Below are 16702 nucleotides of genomic sequence, written 5' to 3' on the forward strand. Positions count from 1 at the left end.
GTTTCAACCCCTGGCCCACTGCTAGAAAAGAGACAGTTTTGTTATCAAAAATCCCGTCAAACAAAATGCAACATAGCCCACCTAAAACAAACAAAAACATCCTCTTAGAACTCAAAAATGTTTCTGTAAATTATGGCGGAATTCAAGCCATACAAAATATTGATCTCACGATTAATGCAGGCGAGGTTGTCAGTCTCATCGGTGCCAACGGTGCGGGCAAAAGTACCACCCTGAGAGCAATTTCTAAAATAGTTAATTTGCGGCAGGGACAAATTCTTTATAGCGGGCGCGATATTAGCCGCCGTCAAGCTCACGAAGTTGTGAAATTGGGAATCGCCCACAGTCCCGAAGGGCGGCGGGTTTTGGCCCAGCAAACGGTGTTAACTAACTTGGAATTGGGGGCCTATATTCGATCGGACTCAGCGGCAGTAAAAGCCGATTTAGAGCGCCAATTTGAGATATTTCCGCGCTTAGCAGAAAGGCGCCGCCAGCTAGCAGGAACCCTCAGCGGTGGGGAACAGCAAATGTTGGCGATCGCCCGCGCGTTGATGTCGCGCCCTAAACTGCTATTATTAGACGAGCCTAGTTTAGGCTTAGCACCTGCGATCGTCAAAGAAATTTTTGCAATCATTCAAAACCTCCGCTCCACGGGCGTTACAATCCTTTTAGTGGAACAAAACGCCAGTTTAGCGCTGCAAATTGCCGATCGGGGTTACGTGCTAGAAGCTGGTAACATTACTCTCACAGGTATTGGAGCAGATTTGCTAAACGACGAGCGAGTCAGGAGCGCATATTTAGGATGACTTGGTTAATTTTGGCAATTTTGAGCGCTTTTTTTGAAGCAGTAAAAGATGTTGTTAGCAAACACAACCTGAAAGCAAACGACGAATATGTCGTAACTTGGTCGCTAACATTTTTTACAGCAGTCTTTTTAACTCCGTTGCTATTTATTATAGAAATACCTCCATTAAACCAACAATTTTGGATAGCTTTGTTAATCGGAGCCAGCATGAACGCAGTCATTGCTCTCCTCTACATTAAAGCCATCAAACTGTCGGATTTATCCCTCGCCGTGCCACTGGTAGCTTTGACGCCCTTATTCATGCTGCTGACCTCACCGTTAATTGTCGGCGAGTATCCCAACTTTTTTGATGGTATTGGAGTTTTTCTCATTGTCATGGGATCTTATCTATTAAACATCAAAGAAAAATCTCAAGGCTACTTAGCCCCCTTCAAAGCACTTGTGCACCAACCAGGGTCAAAATTGATGTTACTCGTAGCTTTTCTCTGGAGTATTACCACAAATTTTGACAAAATCGGCGTGCAAAACTCTTCCCCGATTTTTTGGGTGTTCGCTTTATTGACGAGTATGAGCGTCCTATTGCTGCCAGTTTTACTGCACAAAACCTCTAACCCCAAGCGCCAAATTCTCCAATACTTACCGATGCTAATGGCAACGGGCTTTTTCAATGCTTTAGGAGTCATTTTTCAGATGCAAGCTTTGACAATGACTTTAGTCGTGCAAGTAATAGCACTTAAGCGTACCAGCGTATTAATGGGTGTACTGTTCGGCCATTTCATTTTCAAGGAAAAAGATATTAAAGAAAGATTTTTAGGGGCTGCTATCATGATGGGAGGAGTTTTATTTATAACATTATAAATTTCTCATGTTTTATGTAATTTTTTTCGCAGCCTCGGAAGGCAAGCCCTCTCCAAAATCCGAGGACTTGCATTCCGAGGCTGCGGACGCTTTTTTCGTGGCATAATTAAGCGAGAGGCTGTGCCTCTGAGACTTCGTTTAATTTCGACTTGTTATATATAGAGGAAAAATTAATGCACAAAATAGCAGCCACACCCGGAGGTTGGAACCCTCAAGCAGAAGGAGTAATTTTTATTCAGCAAACCCCAGCACCAATAGTATTTATTAGTGCTGCTGACACCGACATTCAAACTCTCGCAGCGGCGGCATCCAAAATGCCGGCAGCATTCCCCAAAGTGCGCGCTGTAAACCTGCTTCAATTGCAGCAACAACTAACAATTGACACTTATGCCGAAGAAGTTTTAGAACGCGCCGAGGTCATAATCTTAAGACTTTTAGGAGGGCGTTCTTATTGGTCTTACGGGTTAGAGATTCTGCGGGAAACGGTGCAAAAAACTAACGCATCACTGATTGTAATGCCGGGAGAAGACAGTCCAGATCCCGATTTAATCAGCCATTCCAATGTATCGCTATCAGCAGTAAATCAACTGTGGCGCTATTTCACAGAAGGCGGAGTCCAAAACTTTATTAATGCACTAAAATTTGCCGCCGATACTTGCTTGAAAACTGCTTATAATCCGCCCCTCCCTCAAACAGTTTCCCGCGTGGGAATTTATGATTGGATGGGGCGCGGGGAGGAGTGTTTTGCAACTTTCAAACCTGATTCAGAACCCCCTACATCCCCCTTAACAAGGGGGAGTTTGACAACTTCTTCCTCCCCCCTTTTTAAGGGGGGCTGGGGGGGATCTCCGGGTTTGGAAACACTCCCTAAAGGGGACGGCGAGGGCGAACACGGGGGCATCGCCCCTACGGTGGGAATCTTATTTTATCGCGCTCATTATTTATCCGGAAACTTAGCACCAATTGATGCACTTTGTCAAGCTCTAGCAGAGCGAAACTTAGTACCAGTTCCCGTCTTTGTGTCTTCTCTACGTGAACCAGATTTGCAAATAGAATTGCTGGAATATTTTCAACCCAAAGAATCAGAACCTATTCAATTATTGCTCAACACTACAAGTTTTGCAGTCTCCGGTTTTAGCAGCCAAGAACCGGAACAAAATAGTTTAAAATCCTTAGATGTCCCTGTATTGCAAGCAATCTTCAGCGGCGGCGGTTTGGGACAGTGGGAAACTGAATTACAAGGACTTTCTCCCCGCGATGTGGCGATGAATGTAGCATTGCCGGAAGTAGACGGAAAAATTATTACTAGGGCTGTTTCTTTTAAAGCGGTACAGACTTGGAACAGCGAATTAGAAACAGATGTAGTAGGCTATGTAGCAGCGGGCGATCGCATTCAATTTGTAGCAGATTTAACCGCGAACTGGGTGAAGATGAAACAAACCCCAGCCGCCAACAGACGCATCGCCATAATTCTAGCAAATTACCCCACCCGCAACGCCCGCTTAGCCAACGGCGTCGGCTTAGATACGCCCGCTAGCTGTGTCGAAATCCTCAAAGCTATGCAGCAAGCAGGCTATCAAATTGAAAACATCCCTGCTAACGGCAACGAGTTAATTGAACTCCTGACTTCGGGCGTGACAAATGACCCGGAAGGACGCGAATTGCGGCCTGTTCATCAATCTTTGGATTTGGCAGAATATGAAGAATATTTTGCGAGTTTGCCCCAGGAAGTGCAAGAGAAAATTTGTAAAAGATGGGGGCTTCCGGGAAGCTATGCACAAGATTTAATAAGTAACAATAGGTCTTTTCTGATTCCGGGGATTCAGTTTGGGAATGTGTTTGTAGGAATTCAACCGTCGCGGGGATATGAAATTGACCCCGCATTAAATTATCACGCCCCAGACTTAGAACCAACTCACAATTATTTAGCTTACTATTATTGGCTGCGCGAAAAGTTGGGAATTGACGCTATAATTCATGCTGGAAAACACGGAAATTTAGAATGGCTTCCCGGTAAAAGTATAGCCTTGTCTAACAAATGTTATCCAGAAGTAGCGTTAGGCGCGATGCCGAATTTTTATCCCTTCATTGTCAACGATCCGGGGGAAGGTTCCCAAGCAAAAAGACGATCGCAAGCCGTGATAATCGACCACCTGACACCGCCGATGACTCGCGCCGAACTCTACGGGCCTTTGCAGCAGTTGGAAACCTTAATCGACGAGTATTGCGAAGCCCAAAGTTTAGATCCGTCTAGATTACCGATGATTCGCGATCGCATTCTCGCCCTCACCAACAAAGAAAACTTAGATAAAGACTTAGGAATACAACTAAATAAATCGGAATTTACAGAATTTATCACCCGCACAGATGGCTATCTTTGCGAACTCAAAGAATCCCAAATTCGTGACGGATTGCACATTTTCGGGCAGTGTCCCGAAGGTAGACAGTTGAGAGATTTGATAATTGCGATCGCCCGCCATCCCACCAACGGGCGATCGGGCCTAACCCGCGCCCTAGCAGAAGACTCAGGCTACGATTTCGACCCTTTAACCTGCGATCCAACGTCGATAATTCAGCACCGTACAGCAGGTGATTTAACAGCAGAACTCGAAGAAAAAGCCGCTGAATTAGTAGATAGCTTAATCGAAAATATCCGCGTTTATCCGCGTTTATCTGCGGTTAAAAATATCCAACAAATAGGAGAAGCAACCCAACAAGAATTAGAGTGGATAAATAACTATCTTTTACCTTCCCTCCTCCAAACAAACCAAGAAATTACCAACCTTTTGCGCGGATTAGATGGGCGGCACATACCAAGCGGCGCATCCGGCGCGCCCACTCGCGGCAGACCAGATGTATTGCCCACCGGTCGCAATTTTTACTCAGTAGATATCCGCGCCATTCCCACAGAAACCGCCTGGAGAGTTGGCAGAGTTGCTGCCGAAAATTTAATCGAAAGATACACCCAAGAAAATGGCGAATATCCGAAAACTTTGGGTTTGTCAGTGTGGGGAACATCCACCATGCGGACGGGGGGAGACGACATCGCCGAAGCCTTGGCACTGATAGGAGTTCAACCAGTTTGGGATGGCCCTTCGCGCCGGGTTGTAGATTTTGAAATCTTGCCCGTTTCTGTGTTGGGGCGACCGCGCGTTGATGTTACTTTGCGAATTTCTGGCTTTTTCCGCGATGCTTTTTTTAATTTAATTGATTTGTTTGACAGTGCGGTAAAAGCTGTGGCTGATTTAGAGGAATCGGCAGAAGACAACCCTTTAGCAGCACAAGTTAAGGAAGAGATTTTGTATTGGGAATCTACAGGTTTGAGTCAGGAAGCGGCGCAAGGGCGATCGCAATTTCGAGTGTTTGGCTCAAAACCAGGTGCTTACGGCGCAGGACTTCAAGGCATAATTGAAGCTCAAAACTGGACAGACGACAGCGATTTAGCAAAAGCTTACATTAATTGGAGCAGTTACGCCTATACAAGTACCCCCCCAACCCCCCCTTATCAAGGGGGGGCTAAATCTAATTCTTCTCCTTTACAAGGAGGGGCTAATTCCAACTCTTGTCCCCCCCCTTTACAAGGGGGGGCTAGGGGGGGTGAATGGGGATGTTCTGCACCCGAAGCATTTGAAAAACGCCTCGGCCAAATGCAAATAGTTCTGCAAAACCAAGACAACCGGGAACACGACATCCTCGACTCGGATGATTATTATCAATTCCAAGGGGGAATGACGGCGGCAATTCGCAATTTGCAAGGCAAAAATCCTGAAACCTATTTCGGCGACAACTCGATTCCCGAAAATCCGAAAGTGCGGCAACTGAGAGAAGAAATTGCGCGGGTTTATCGCAGCAGGGCTGTAAATCCCAAATGGATAGAAGGTGCGATGCGACACGGTTATAAAGGTGCATTTGAAATTGCAGCAACTGTTGATTTTTTGTTTGCTTACGATGCTACGGCAAATTGTGTAGAGGATTTTATGTATGAAGGAATCGCAGAGGCTTACATTTTTGATGAGAAAGTGCAGGCATTTATTCAAGAAAACAATCCTTGGGCACTGCGAGATATGGCGGAAAGATTGCTAGAAGCTCGTCAGCGCGGGTTGTGGGAGAGTGCGAACCAGGATACATTGGATAAATTGAGGTCGATCGCCCTGCAAGCCGAAGCAGTTATCGAATCCCATACATAAATACTCAAAAGTCACGATCGCGGCGGCAGACGAATGGGCAGTTTGCGGTAATATCTAGTAATGTTTCGCGATCGCTGAAAGCTTTATGATTCGCCGCTACATTGCTAGCATCAGCACCAGCATCCTCAAACGTACCTGCGCCGCAGCCGCTGTATTAGCCGTAACTTTGGGATGTTCATCAACGAAGCCGCCCAACACCGCAGCGCCATCGGGTTCGATCGACGAATCCGCAGTCCTAGCGCAGTCCCCAACGTCTTTGTTAGCTCAAAACCGCAACAAAACCAGAAAAACCCTCAGCCTTCCCTCTTGCCCGCAAAACGATGCCTTCACGGAGTCAGTTAACTTTGCCACCCAAGCTTCTAATTTGGCTCAATCAGCCAATTCAAAACAAGACTGGGACGAAGTAGCCGCCCTGTGGGTGCAGGCCGTCGCTTGGATGCAAGCCGTTCCCCCCGGCAGTCCCAGACGGGCGTTTGCGGAGAAAAAAGTAATCGAGTACATGAGAAACCTGGTTTATTCCCAGCAGCAAGCGAGCGCAACCAGATCGCAAGCCAGTACAGTCAGCTTCAGCAGCGATTTGCTAAACGAACAACTACAACTTTACCTATCCTACGTTGCTGCAGTCGGCCCACCAGATGTTTTGATTGTCGGCAGTTCCCGCGCATTGCAGGGGGTCGATCCCAGACAGCTAAAACAATCTTTGGCCCAAAGGGGCCGTCCGGGCTTAAAAGTATTTAACTTTTCAGTCAATGGCGCAACTGCACAAGTAGTTGACTTTCAACTGCGGCGGCTTTTGCAGCCCGGTCATTTGCCTCAAATGATTGTCTGGGCCGATGGTGTGCGGGCATTTAACAGCGGCCGGGACGATCGCACTTTTAATTCGATCGTCGATTCTGAAGGCAGTCAACTTTTAGCCGCAGGCGTTCGCCCCGAACTAGAGTTGGATGAACCGAATGTGATTCCCGAGTGTTACAGATTCCCGCAGCCATGCGATAACAACACTTTCCGCAAAGCATTGGCATCTGTCGATCGACCTTTCAGGGGCGGGGAAGATGCCCAACCCCTATTCCCCACAATCAAATCCCTGTCGAGTGGAACGGGCATCTTGCCCATTGCTGACACCCACCCCCCAATCAAATCCCTGTCGAGTGGAACGGGCATCTTGCCCGTTGCCTCAAATGCTACAAGATATGAGTTAAAACCGATCGCAGCGAATGCAGCAACTCATAAAGCACAATTGATTCCAGTTTCGCGACGCACAACAGTAGCCATCAGACAACTCAACCAATTGGCAGAATCGATCGACTCCAACGGATTCATGGCAATGTCGGGCAAGTACAATCCCAACACTTATTATCGAGAACGCGCTTACGTTTCAGGTCAGTACGATGGCGACTACAAAAACTTCAACCTCGGAGGCAAACAAGCAGTAGCCTTTAACTCAGTTGTAGCATTTACCAAAGCTCGCAAAATTCCCCTAATTTTCGTCAATTTACCCCTCACCAACGACTACTTAGACGGAACTCGCCTGCGGGCAGAACAGCAGTTCCGGCAACGAATGCAGCAACTCTCGCGGCAAAAAGGCTTCGCTTTCCGCGACTTTTCGCAGCGGTGGCCGGGCCGCAATGACTATTTTGTTGACCCCAGTCACCTCAACCGCTTTGGGGCGAGTGCAGTTTCTAGCCTACTCGCGGCCGACTCCAGCATTACATGGCCCCGCCCGAAATCCCGAGGTATGGAAGGGTAATACAATTTTCGATTAAAGAATGGGGAATTTTTCTCGTTACCAGGCAGAGCCTGGTAACGCAGATCCAGCTTTCTATTGAGGAAAGAAATTTCCGTCACAAACAGTTTATTGGAGTGCCTGTTGTAGTTCCCCTTGTAGAGTGTTTGGCAATGTCTCCAAGTGAATGCCCTGGAGCTGAGCGACCTTACGCAGTTGCTCACCAAACTGTATGCTGAGTGGTTCAGCAGTGAGTTCTTGACCTGGAGAACCGCCTTTGGCTCGATAGACGGTGATTTGCAGATCCGGTAGAGATGCCAAGGAGATATCCTGCTGCGGAATCCGAACCGTAAATTCATCGCTCGATAGCTCAGTGATATGATGCATCTGCTGTTCTGGAAGACCATCAGGATATGGTAGTCCTCGCACTTCACCCAGTGTGGGGAGCGAGCCAACCGCTATTAGCGTCTGACCAGAGTTGACTTCATAGAGTACCTCACCTTGTAAGTGCTTCTCCATAGTCAGGGAACCTTCCACTGCACGTACACCAATGACAGAAAGTTCTCCGTTCTCAATGTGCAAACGCAAACGAATATATTTCTCTTGAGCCAACTGCTGCTGCATGAGCTTGTCTGATTGCTCTACTTGGTCTGGTCTAGCCTGGGTTTCCAACGATACTGGAGCCATCAATCCCATACCCTCTTCTTCTGATATGGCTGACATGAAGCTCAGACCTTCGCTACCAGGTTCTGGCTGGCTGGGCATGACTCCCGGTTGAATTTGGGCTACCTCACTCATCTGAGGAAGTTGAACGTTCTCTCTGGAGGAAGGCAGTTCCTCTTCCTTCCTAGATTTGGATGTCAATTTATCAATCATGGTTAGGCTCCTTCTTATTACCAATTGCGACCGTAGCGATAGTTGTGAATCCAGCGGTAGTAAATTTTCTGGAGTGAGAGGACGGGATTTGCTCGGATCATGCCAAACCAGTTTTGGTTATGAACAAATAGATCGCGCTTGCCAGCAACTCCCTCGTAATTACAAGGAATAAACTGGTCAACTGCTCCTAAATTCCATTCGCCGACCCAATCCTCAACCCAATTAGAGCTTAGAGCAGAACCATTGGAAATCATCGTTCCAAGGTATTCCCGCGACCAGTCTTTGCAGTTGTATACAAAGAGATCGACTTTGCCATCACCATTGATATCGGCAAGGTAGTGAGAGTCATTTTTACGCATCTGCCAACCAGGAACGGTGTCATCATAACGCTTCACCATGTTCAGGACAGCACCATTCGAGCTGAGCATCCCCAGGTATGCCATCGACCAGTCCTGCCCATTGAAGATATACAGATCCGCTTTCCCATCTCCGTTGAAGTCACCCACATAGTGCTGGTCATTGGGTTTCATTTGCCAGCCCGGTAGAGTATTGTCATAACGCTTCACCATGGATAGGAAGGTACTCTGTGAACGCAGAATGCCTAAATACGGTATGGACCAGTCTGAGCCATTGAACACCCACAAGTCTTCTTTTCCATCTCCGTCGAAGTCACCCACGTAATGCCGATCGTTCTTGCCCATCTGCCAACTGGGGAGGCTACCGTCGTAGCGTTTCACCAGGGAAAATCCTGACCCTGTAGACCTCAACATTCCCAGATAGGGGGTAGGCCACTCCACACCGTTGAAGACAAACAGGTCTTTCTTGCCATCGCCATCAAAGTCAGCCACATAAAAGCGATCGCTCTTTTGGAATTGCCAACCGGGCATCGAGTCATCGTAACGAGCAACCAACTCTAGACCATTGTTGCCATCATCGACAAGCAACCCAAGATATTCCATCCCCCAATCAGTACTATTGTAAATTACGACTTCATCTTTACCGTCCCCATTAAAATCGCCGATATAGAATTGGTCATTCGGTTTAAATTGCCAGGAACCTGGAACTCTTTCCACTACACTAAAAACCATGTCGAGTTTAGAGCCATTGGAGCGGTAGATTTGGATCGAGTTGTCGTTATGAACGAGCAGGTCGTCCTTACCGTCGCCGTTAAAGTCCCCCGCATAGCACTTGGAAAAGGTTCGTCCCGTATACGGGTGATGTTTTTCTTTGAGCGCAGTGTAACATACCGGGCAAAATGGGGGCGAGTTCCCGCGCATGCGACAATTTTCCACTGGTCGGTAAATACCCTTGTCGCGATATTGTGCCCCTTCAAATAGACCCACATCCTGACTACTGCTCCAACCTAACGGTTTCGTTCCCTGATTATGGTTAGTGCAGGCTCCCGAGTTTGGCGAGGCATTGACTCCCGTGGGAACTGGGGTCGCGGGGTTGACAAATCGCCTCCACTTGAGCGTTGCTCGGTTACTATTGACGGTAATATTGACAGATCCTGGCTCTCCACCAATATAAGTGCCTGGTTGGCAGTACTCGTCTGCTAAATTGCCAATCCCATGTCCAAATTCATGAGCCATCACTTCCCAACTTGAGCCAAGGGTAACGTGTTGTTTATTCCCCCACGCGCAGCCACCGAAGCCAGATTCATTGAGGATAATCAAAACAAGGTCGTAATCGGGGACCCAGGTGTTGAGGGCATTTTGAACGAGGGTTGCCGTGTTAGCACCCTCTTCCAACCAACAGTGCGCCCAAGAACCGTTGAAAATGTACCTAAGTGCTGTATTTCGCAGGGTCGTACTGACAATTACGTCATCGCTGGGGTCGGCGGGAGTTCCCTTTTCGTCATAAACTCGCTGGCTGACCCCTGAATCGTTAGAGATCAGGTTGACTCGGTAAATGTTGAAAGCTTGAGCATCTTCATAGAAATAATCATGACCGAACACTCCATCTAGAAGAATCTCTTTGACTTTTTGGTTATAAACGTTCTGGTCGGCTTCTGCGAAGCCGTCTCCAAGGACAGCGATGTTGCGTTTATTTCCTGGAGGACCAGCTTTGAGAATTTGCGTCATGCTATCAGGCATAATTAACGCCTCCTTTATTTCTGCTAGTTGTAGATCAATACTGCTCAAAATAAACTTTGGAAACAATACGACGATCCGCGTATATGATTATGAATAAATTGCAACAAACTACCTTTTGAGTAGCCTCAACCTTTCCAGCACCACCATCACAGCCACCGTCCGGGTTTCCTTGTTATTAGTGGTTACCACCCCACGAGCGGCAGGGCTGTGGTTTATTCAGATAAAAATGTCAGCAAGTTGTTTGATAGCAATCCCAATATCGTCCCAATGATGAATATTTATCAATTTAACCGCAGTGAGTGCGATTTAAATTACAATCAGAAAGGATTAGAGGGAGTTGTCAGTGTCGATAGAGCAGAGGGTTGATGTCATTGCCGTATTTGCCGATCGACAATCGAACATTTTAAGATCTTTCACTCACTCTAAAATCTCACAATCCAAAATCTAAAATCTAAAATCGATAGGTTGTGCAACTAAAACAAGTAATTATCGCCCACAAAGCCAGAGATACCCTCAGCCAGCGGTGGGCAGAACAGTGTGCTCGCCAATTAGAAAGTCGCGGGTGTCACGTTTTAATGGGGCCCAGTGGCCCGAAAGATAACCCGTATCCTGTGTTTTTAGCTTCTAGTAACAGCCCAATTGATTTAGCGGTAGTGCTGGGCGGCGACGGTACGGCCCTAGCTGCCGCGCGGAATTTGGCGGCTGACGGCATTCCGATTTTGGCAGCGAATGTGGGGGGACATCTGGGTTTTTTAACCGAGTCTTTTGAGGATTTCCAAAATACTGAGGAGATTTGGGACAGACTTTCGGAAGATAGGTATGCTGTGCAGAAGCGGATGATGTTGCAGGCAACAGTTTTTGAGGGAAACAGAAGCAATCTCGAACCCCAAAGCGATCGATTTTTGGCACTAAATGAAATGTGTGTCAAACCTGCTTCAGCCGATCGAATGCCGAGCTGTATTCTAGAAATGGAAGTTGACGGCGAAGTAGTCGATCAGTATCAAGGCGACGGTTTAATTGTGGCAACTCCCACCGGTTCGACTTGCTACACCGCATCTGCCAACGGGCCGATTATGCACTCGGGAATGGAGGCGATCGCCGTTACTCCGATTTGCCCTTTGAGTTTATCTAGTCGGGCGATCGTCCTCCCCCCCGGTTCCGTCGTCAGCATTTGGCCTTTAGCAGATTACGAACTCAGTACCAAACTCTGGACAGACGGCATTTTGGGTACTGCAATTTGGCCAGGACAGCGCGTAGACGTGCGGAGGGCGGACTGCGAAGCCAAGTTTATCATTTTGCGGGAAAACTATTCTTATTTCAACACTTTGAGGGAAAAACTTCACTGGGCAGGAGCCCGAATTCGGTACAGCAACAATCACCGCAATTAATCCGAATCATTCAATAGACATCGCAAGAATTGCTAGTCTTGAACAGGCAGGATGCCTGTTCCACCATAATAATGATTGGAGAGGTCTAATATCAACCCGCATTAACCCGTGGGGCCCGTAAGCGTGAAAAAACCTGTTAAATCACCAACAATCTAGATACAAAAACCACCTTCAGCCAACCCATAATCTTTGTACTTTGTTAAGATCGCTCAATATCTTGACAAACAGCCTGATCTATGCAGCTTTTCAAAAAATCAACCCGACCTTTCAACCCTCAAGATACATATCCCTGTCCCGTGTGCCGCACCGGTCAAATTTCCACCCTAGCGCTGATGGACGCCCTAGCTTGCAACTTCTGCCAGCACATTTATACCGCAAGCGTTGAAAGACAATCGCTCCAAATGGCCGATCGCCAACCGCCCGTAACTTGGCACTGGAACGGCAAACAGTGGATAGGAGCCCACCTCGAAGGCGTAGAATTCGGATGGCCCTACTTGGCAGCGGCTTTGGGTCTAATTTTCCTTCCCACCACCTTGCTGGGACTTTCAGCTTACTATTTTCCCCCGGTTCCCGGCAGCCGGTTGTCATGGCTGCCCCTAGCTTGGACAGGCTTAGCTTTTTTGTCGCATTTAGGCATTGTGCTGTGGTTGGTAGGTGAATTTTATCAATTCCCGGTGGTCACTTACTTCAGAGCTTGGAGGCGCAGGATAAGCCGACGCTAGCTTCAATGCTGTCCAACAGCCGATCGTCCGAGGACTTTGCACCGACATCGATCCAGGTAAAATTAGAGGCGATCGCAAAATTCAATTCCCAATCAGCACTTAAGCAGCTATAATCGTTAGCTATTCTAAATAGTCAAAAGCAAACGCATTGCGATTTGTGAGGAGAGCGATGAACATACTTGGAATCTCGGCGTACTATCACGACAGCGCCGCAGCCTTAATTCGCGACGGAGAAATTATAGCAGCAGCGCAGGAAGAAAGATTTTCCCGCAAAAAGCATGACGCCAGATTCCCTAAGAATGCGATCGCTTATTGCTTGAAAGAAGCGAAAATAGATTTGCGGGAACTTGATCGAATAGTCTTTTACGACAAACCTTTAGTCAAATTCGAGCGCCTTCTCGAAACTTATTTAGCCTACGCACCCCAAGGTTTTAGCTCTTTCCTAAAAGCCATGCCAATATGGCTCAAAGAAAAGCTTTACCTCAAAACCATGCTCAAAAGAGATCTGGCAGCAATAGCAAACTGCAAAACAAATAAACTGCCATCTCTGCTATTTACCGAACACCACCAATCCCACGCAGCATCGGCATTTTTCCCCAGCCCGTTTCAAAAAGCAGCAGTTTTGTGCCTCGACGGCGTGGGCGAGTGGGCCACAACCTCGGTTTGGTTGGGAGACGGGAACCAACTTACACCTCAGTGGGAAATCGATTTTCCCCACTCCTTGGGTTTGCTTTATTCAGCTTTCACCTATTACACTGGCTTCAAAGTCAACTCTGGTGAATACAAACTCATGGGTTTAGCACCTTATGGCGAACCCAAGTATGTAGACAAGATTCTCAACTATTTAATCGACCTCAAAGATGACGGAACTTTCCGTTTGGACATGGATTATTTCAACTATACTGTTGGCTTAACCATGACAAACAAGAAGTTTGACGAACTGTTTGAAGGACCGCCACGCCAAGCTGAAGGAAAATTGACTCAGCGAGAAATGGACATTGCGGCTTCGATTCAAGTTGTTACCGAAGAAGTTGTTTTGCGGCTTTGCAGAACAGTTAAAAAAGAATTGGATGTCGATTATCTTTGTCTGGCGGGCGGCGTTGCTCTCAACTGTGTTGCTAACGGCAGACTCTTGCGGGAAGGTATTTTCAAAGATATTTGGATTCAGCCGGCAGCGGGAGATGCTGGTGGTGCTTTGGGCGCGGCTTTGGCGATTTGGTATCAGTATTGCGAACAAACTCGCACTGTGAGCGCCAACTCGACAGCAAATAGTATAGAATCCCTCAAAACTGAACTTGCCACTACAAACGCAGCGGTTGAGGAGAGGACTGAAGTTCTCACTGCCAACCAAGCGGTGGCAACTGTGGCGAAGTCGGTTACTCATTTAACTTGTCACGATCAAATGCGGGGCTCATATTTGGGGCCGAGGTTTACTGACGCAGAAATTCTCGAATATTTGGATGCTGTCAAAGCCAGCTATCACCGATTGGACGATGCTGAATTAATGCCGCAGTTGGCTGAAATTTTGGAACAGGGAAATGTGGTGGGATGGTTCCAGGGGCGGATGGAATTTGGGCCGCGGGCTCTGGGCGGTCGATCGATCATTGGCGATCCCCGCAGTGCTAAAATGCAGTCCGTGATGAACCTAAAAATTAAATATCGGGAATCTTTTCGACCTTTTGCTCCGTCAATCTTAGCCGAACGAGTTGCGGATTATTTCGAGATTGACCATTCTAGTCCTTATATGCTATTGGTAGCACCTGTCAAATCCAGTCTCCGCATTCCGATGACTCCCGAACAAGAGCAGTTGTTTGGCATTGAAAAGCTCAACATTCCCCGTTCCGAGATTCCGGCTGTCACCCACGTCGATTACTCGGCTCGCATTCAAACAGTTCACAAAGAAACTAATCCTCGGTACTATGACTTAATTAGCCATTTTGAAAAGCGATCGGGCTGTTCTATTGTGGTAAATACTTCTTTCAACGTCCGAGGGGAACCCATTGTTTGCACTCCAGAGGATGCTTACCGCTGTTTCATGCGAACCGAAATGGACTATCTGGTTTTGGAAAATTACTTGCTTCCCAAGTCCGAACAAATTCCTTGGAAACAAGATGATGCTTGGAAAAATGAATTTGAACTAGATTAGTCATTAGTCATTAGTCATTAGTTATTAGTTATTAGTTGGAACGAATAACTAATAACTAATTCCCCATTCCCCATTCCCCATTCCCCATTTCTAATGAGCGACGAAATTAAAAAACTCGACAAAAAAGGCTTGCGCGATTTCGGGCTGCTAATTGGCGGCTTGATTGCAGTGCTGTTCGGTTTAGCAGTACCTTTACTGCGGCGGCATTCTCTACCTTGGTGGCCCTGGGCAATCGGCGCAGTCCTAATCGTGCTAGGATTAGTTGCGCCGAAATCGCTGAATCCCATCTATCACGCGTGGATGCGCTTTGGAATTATTCTTAACAAAATCGAAACGCCGATCGTCTTAGGGATAGTTTTTTACCTTATAATTTGGCCGATGGGAGCAATCAAAAAGATTTTCGGCGAAGATGCAATGCGGCGAAAACTAAATCCGAAAATGGATACTTACCGCGTCCCAAGTAAAGAAAGAACCAAAGTTAGTATGGAGCGTCCTTTTTAAGTGTTTGAAGCAACTTTAGATTTTCTCAAAGATTTGTGGGCGTTTATGAAAGAACGCCAAAAGTATTGGCTGTTGCCGCTCATTGTGACTTTAGTCTTTTTGGGAGCTTTGATTGTATTGAGTCAGGGTTCTGTGATTGCTCCATTTATTTACACGCTGTTTTGAAATAATGAGCAAGTTGAAAAATTTGGGTGTCAATTTGGGCTTGACACTCGGTGGTTTATTGATGGGGGTGGTAATTGGCGAAATTGGATTGCGAGTTGCTAAAGTCGAGGGCTATCCAAAAATAGGAGATTTTGTAGACTCGGCGCCAACTCGTTTCCACACTTCCGATCCAAATTTGGGCTGGAAGCTGAAACCGGGCGCGTCGGGGGAGTGGAATGGGGAAGGTGCAAGTTTTGTGCAGGTGAATAGCGAGGGTTTGCGCGATCGTGAACATACAAAAGCAAAACCTCCAAATACTTTGCGCGTTGCGGTTTTGGGCGATTCTTTCACCGAAGCAATTCACGTACCTGTCGAACAAACTTTCTGGTCAAAATTGGAACGAAAGTTAGGCAACTGCGAAACTGTTAAGGGACGCCAAAATGTTGAGGTAATGAATTTCGGGGTGCAGGGCTACGGTACTGCTCAAGAATTGATAATGCTGCGAAAAAAAGTATGGGATTACAATCCTGATATTGTAATTCTTGCTTTTTTTATTGGCAATGATGTGATAAATAATTCGCCACAATTGGAATACGATCGATACAGACCATTTTTTGCTTATGATGCTAGCGGCAAGTTATTACCGGATATGTCTTTTCGCAATCTGGCGCCGATCGATCGCAACGAAAGAGCAGTTTCTTTCGTAGACCGAATGCCCAGTTTTATCGTCAACAATTCGCGCATTTTGCAGGTCATTAAAAAAGTAGACTTAGATCGGAAAAAGCGGGAGTTATCGGGACACTTTACCACTTTAAGTACCCTGAACCTCAAAGAACCTCAAAATGCAGCTTGGGAAGAGGCTTGGAGGGTGACAGAGGGTTTGATTGTGACGATGCGGAATGAAGTCGTGCAGAAAAATGCTGATTTCTTGGTTGTGACGATCGGCGATCCGATGCAAGTTATACCGGAGGCCGAGAGGCGAAAAAATTTTATGAGAAAGAACAACATTCAGGATTTGTTTTATCCCGATAGGCGGCTGGAAAATTTGGGCGCGCGCGAGGGTTTTCGGGTACTGAATTTATCCGAACAGATCCAAGGTTACACTGAAAAATATCAAGTCTGCGCCCACGGTTTTGATAATTCTGTCCCCTGTGGGGGTCACTGGAATGAACTCGGACACCGACTGGCTAGTATCCTCATCAACCGAAATTTGTGCGAAAATTTGAAGCAGTCTCAAGTACCCAAAAAACAACCGTAAT

General features: G+C 46.9%; 12 protein-coding genes. 10 read left to right on the plus strand and 2 right to left on the minus strand.

The features are described from left to right. Window positions 1-65 precede the first annotated feature (65 nt). The 4 genes from QT979_RS04775 to QT979_RS04790 all read left to right on the plus strand — a co-directional run bounded on the left by QT979_RS04775 (window position 66) and on the right by QT979_RS04790 (window position 7594). Window positions 66-803, plus strand: a complete 738-nt coding sequence (locus QT979_RS04775) for an ABC transporter ATP-binding protein (protein ID WP_333209102.1) — start codon at window positions 66-68, stop codon at window positions 801-803. Further along, window positions 800-1660 carry a DMT family transporter gene (locus tag QT979_RS04780; RefSeq protein ID WP_333308410.1) on the plus strand — a complete coding sequence of 287 codons (861 nt, stop codon included), beginning with the start codon at window positions 800-802 and terminating at the stop codon, window positions 1658-1660. Before QT979_RS04775 ends, QT979_RS04780 begins: the two co-directional genes overlap by 4 nt. A gap of 173 nt (window positions 1661-1833) precedes the next feature. Then, the gene (gene cobN / locus QT979_RS04785; RefSeq protein ID WP_333308411.1) at window positions 1834-5847 is read left to right on the plus strand and encodes a cobaltochelatase subunit CobN; all 4014 of its coding nucleotides are present in this window, start codon (window positions 1834-1836) and stop codon (window positions 5845-5847) included. Between the two features lie 85 nt (window positions 5848-5932). Then, window positions 5933-7594 (plus strand): hypothetical protein, encoded by a 1662-nt coding sequence (locus QT979_RS04790; protein ID WP_333209107.1) that lies wholly within the window; start codon window positions 5933-5935, stop codon window positions 7592-7594. Window positions 7595-7699: 105 nt separating this feature from the next. On the opposite strand, the gene QT979_RS04795 is transcribed toward QT979_RS04790, so the two are convergent. Both QT979_RS04795 and QT979_RS04800 read right to left on the minus strand, forming a co-directional pair. Beyond that, a complete protein-coding gene (locus tag QT979_RS04795; RefSeq protein WP_333209109.1) occupies window positions 7700-8434 on the minus strand; it encodes a hypothetical protein in 735 nt (244 codons plus the stop codon). Window positions 8435-8463: 29 nt separating this feature from the next. Beyond that, the gene (locus tag QT979_RS04800) at window positions 8464-10590 is read right to left on the minus strand and encodes a M64 family metallopeptidase (protein WP_333308413.1); all 2127 of its coding nucleotides are present in this window, start codon (window positions 10588-10590) and stop codon (window positions 8464-8466) included. Window positions 10591-11009: 419 nt separating this feature from the next. Here QT979_RS04800 and QT979_RS04805 point away from each other — a divergent pair, with 419 nt between their 5' ends. From QT979_RS04805 to QT979_RS04830, 6 genes are all read left to right on the plus strand, one after another. After that, on the plus strand, window positions 11010-11930 hold the full coding sequence (locus QT979_RS04805) for an NAD(+) kinase (RefSeq protein ID WP_333209114.1): 921 nt from the start codon (window positions 11010-11012) through the stop codon (window positions 11928-11930). A gap of 236 nt (window positions 11931-12166) precedes the next feature. Continuing rightward, a complete protein-coding gene (locus QT979_RS04810; protein WP_333209116.1) occupies window positions 12167-12652 on the plus strand; it encodes a hypothetical protein in 486 nt (161 codons plus the stop codon). A 169-nt stretch (window positions 12653-12821) separates the two neighbouring features. Then, entirely contained in the window at window positions 12822-14798 is a 1977-nt protein-coding gene (locus QT979_RS04815; RefSeq protein ID WP_333231004.1) for a carbamoyltransferase, read from the plus strand. A gap of 93 nt (window positions 14799-14891) precedes the next feature. Continuing rightward, entirely contained in the window at window positions 14892-15299 is a 408-nt protein-coding gene (locus tag QT979_RS04820; RefSeq protein ID WP_333209119.1) for an SxtJ family membrane protein, read from the plus strand. Further along, window positions 15300-15464, plus strand: coding sequence for a DUF5989 family protein (locus QT979_RS04825; protein ID WP_190657062.1), 165 nt, complete (start codon window positions 15300-15302; stop codon window positions 15462-15464). 4 nt (window positions 15465-15468) lie between these two features. Continuing rightward, window positions 15469-16701, plus strand: a complete 1233-nt coding sequence (locus QT979_RS04830; protein WP_333308415.1) for an SGNH/GDSL hydrolase family protein — start codon at window positions 15469-15471, stop codon at window positions 16699-16701. The last annotated feature ends 1 nt before the right edge of the window (window position 16702 follow it).

Origin of the sequence: Microcoleus sp. w2-18bC1 (assembly GCF_036700365.1) — a bacterium.
Classification (GTDB): domain Bacteria; phylum Cyanobacteriota; class Cyanobacteriia; order Cyanobacteriales; family Microcoleaceae; genus Microcoleus.

What these genes read in the sequence shown, in the direction of transcription:
- QT979_RS04815 (WP_333231004.1), top strand. Translation starts at nt 12,822, where the DNA reads ATGAACATACTTGGAATCTCGGCGTACTATCACGACAGCGCCGCAGCC.
- QT979_RS04790 (WP_333209107.1), top strand. Translation starts at nt 5,933, where the DNA reads ATGATTCGCCGCTACATTGCTAGCATCAGCACCAGCATCCTCAAACGT.
- QT979_RS04830 (WP_333308415.1), top strand. Translation starts at nt 15,469, where the DNA reads ATGAGCAAGTTGAAAAATTTGGGTGTCAATTTGGGCTTGACACTCGGT.
- QT979_RS04810 (WP_333209116.1), top strand. Translation starts at nt 12,167, where the DNA reads ATGCAGCTTTTCAAAAAATCAACCCGACCTTTCAACCCTCAAGATACA.
- QT979_RS04820 (WP_333209119.1), top strand. Translation starts at nt 14,892, where the DNA reads ATGAGCGACGAAATTAAAAAACTCGACAAAAAAGGCTTGCGCGATTTC.
- QT979_RS04775 (WP_333209102.1), top strand. Translation starts at nt 66, where the DNA reads ATGCAACATAGCCCACCTAAAACAAACAAAAACATCCTCTTAGAACTC.
- QT979_RS04780 (WP_333308410.1), top strand. Translation starts at nt 800, where the DNA reads ATGACTTGGTTAATTTTGGCAATTTTGAGCGCTTTTTTTGAAGCAGTA.
- cobN (WP_333308411.1), top strand. Translation starts at nt 1,834, where the DNA reads ATGCACAAAATAGCAGCCACACCCGGAGGTTGGAACCCTCAAGCAGAA.